Annotated in this window: 2 protein-coding genes; one reads left to right on the top strand and one right to left on the bottom strand. The window is 66.2% G+C overall.

What is annotated here, in order from left to right; genetic code table 11:
• Positions 1-60: 60 nt before the first annotated feature.
• Positions 61-1,974, bottom strand: coding sequence for a hypothetical protein (locus MJD61_17710; protein MCG8557099.1), 1,914 nt, complete (start codon positions 1,972-1,974; stop codon positions 61-63).
• On the opposite strand from MJD61_17710, the gene MJD61_17705 reads away from it, so the two are divergent.
• The coding region (locus MJD61_17705; protein MCG8557098.1) for a hypothetical protein at positions 1,969-2,233 on the top strand (265 nt) is incomplete at its 3' end. The two genes, MJD61_17710 and MJD61_17705, sit on opposite strands and share 6 nt — an antisense overlap.

Genomic DNA, 2,233 nt, shown 5'->3' with positions numbered 1-2,233 from the left:
GGTCGGGTCGGCAGAACATCGCAGTTCATCCTCGAGCGAGTGGCGCGCACGACTCTGGCGCTACTGCGTCGTGCGGCTTTCGTGGTCGAGGTAAAGCACGATGTCTTCGAGGGCTGTCAGGTCGATGCCGTGGTTGGCGGGCGCAGCGGGTCGTAGAGTCAGCTCGTACGTGGCTGCGATGGGTCGGCCGTACAGCTCGGTGTTGGGCGGCGGCTGGTTCGGATCCATGGGCCCTGCGAGGTTCACGCCGGCGGTGATCAACGCCCGGCGCTGGCCCAGCGTGTCTTCGAGCGCGTATTCACGCACCAGGTAGCGACCGTCCGGATCCCGCTCGGCGCAGCTGCGCAAGTAGGCCGAGCCGAGCTGTTTGAGCTCCACTTCCGGGTGCATCGCACCCAGCGAGCTTGCTACCAGGCTGACCCGGATGCTCTTCAGTCGGTCGCTGCACAGTGCGTGGTTGAAGATCGCCGCATCCGGCGCAAGTGACAGGTTGAAGCGCAGGCGCAGATTGCCCTGGCCGTCGCGGTTGTGCGGGTCCGCCACGAAGCGCCGAAACAGCTCTTCGGGCGTGTAGTCCTTGCCCGTTGCCTGATCGGTGATGGCTGCTGCGAGCCGGAACACGTCGTCCCGCAACGACAGGACGCTGCTGCGCGCCTGAGGATGACCAAACACGCCCACGTGGCCGTCGTACATGACTCGAAGCTCGTTGACGTACTGCTCGAGCTCGGCCACGTTGCTGCGTGTGAACAGCGCGCCGCGCGCCGCGTACGAGAAGTTCAGCTCGTATTCGAAGGAGCGCGTCAAGAGAAATGCCTCCCTGAGCGCGTGCTCGAAGGCGAGCCTCGCGTACTCGGATTCCTTGTTTCGGTGTATCCTAAAACCGGGGTCGCTGCGGGGGTCGCTTCCGCTTGCCGCCAGTGCGCGCTGGCGAGCAGCCTCGGCATCGATCGCGGCTTGATACAGCGACTTCAGCCGAGCGGTCGCCCGCGACGCATCCAGTGCGGCCAGGTGCTGATTGATGAACAGCGATGGAATCTCGAGCAGGTGATTCTTGATCACCGCCGCGCTGTTGGTCAGCGTGTCGCTGACCACGTTGAATTCCACCTGGGCACTCTCGCGGGCAGCGATGGTCCGCTTCTGGTTTTCGATCTCGGCCAACGAGACGCTGGCGGCGGCATTGGCGAAGCCGCCTGCGATGGCCCCGAACGCCGCCCCGGGATTGGGCACCGGGCTGGTCAACGCACCCACGAAGCCAAGATAGCCACCGAGCAGCGATTCACTCGCCTTGATCATGGCCGCTTCGTCGTTGAGCGCGGCGACCCGCGCGTTGTTGGAAAGGACGAGGAAGGCCTGCGCCCGGTGCACCTTCGCTATCTCTGCCGCGCGGTTTTCTTCGATCCGGATGGCCTCGTAGGCCTGCTTGATGTCGAGCGCCGCCAGCTTCATGCGCTCCACCGCAGCGGTTACCTCGAGCTTCGCGAGATACACCTCGCCGCTCTGTGCGCCGCACTGTTCGTACTGCGGCTGAGCGGCGGCGCCGCCACAGAGCGAAGCCAGCCGTTCTCCGTAGTGCGTCGCTTGCCCCTGGAGCTCGTTGCGCAACGCGTGCAGGTCCCGCTCGAAGCTGCGCCGGGACTCTTGCGCCGTGGCAGCCGCGCCCCTTGCTCCCGGCAGCCAAGTCTTGTCGAACTGCTCGAGCTGCGCCGCGAAGTTGTTGCTGTGCGCTCCCAGCGCCGGGTTGTAGGTGTAGGCGATGTGATTGTCGGGCAGACCCACGGGGTTGAGACCGGCGTGCAGCTGGCGCGCCTTCTCGGACAGCCGCGAGAGCGCCGCCGCAGCTTCGGTCAGCGAGATATCGGCCCCGGCCAGGCGACACAGCCACGCGACGACCGCGAGCGACAGGTGCGCATCCGAAGCCGAAAGCGCCGCCTGGATCAGCGCAGGCGTGGGATCGCCAAAGCTGGTGCGGTGCAACAGCTCGAGGTACTCGACCGAGGCGCGCGCGTGCAGAGCCGCCGCCGCGATCCGCCTCAGATCGGCAAACGCCGTGGTCTGGTAGTCCGCTGGTTGCGGGAGGCTGCCCGGTTGCTGCTTTTCCCGAATCAGGGGGACGGGCGCTGGCAGCATCGGCTACGCCTGAAGAAAAGCCCTCCCTACGCGCTCGAAGCGCCCGGGGTACGGCTGATCGACATCGACGGCGACGGGCTCGTGGATGTCATGCGCACGAGCGCCG

This window comes from Pseudomonadota bacterium, assembly GCA_022361155.1.
In the GTDB taxonomy this organism is placed as follows: domain Bacteria; phylum Myxococcota_A; class Polyangia; order Polyangiales; family JAKSBK01; genus JAKSBK01.
Note: the sequence above shows the minus strand (reverse complement) of the source record. Positions and strands in the feature narration are given on the sequence as shown.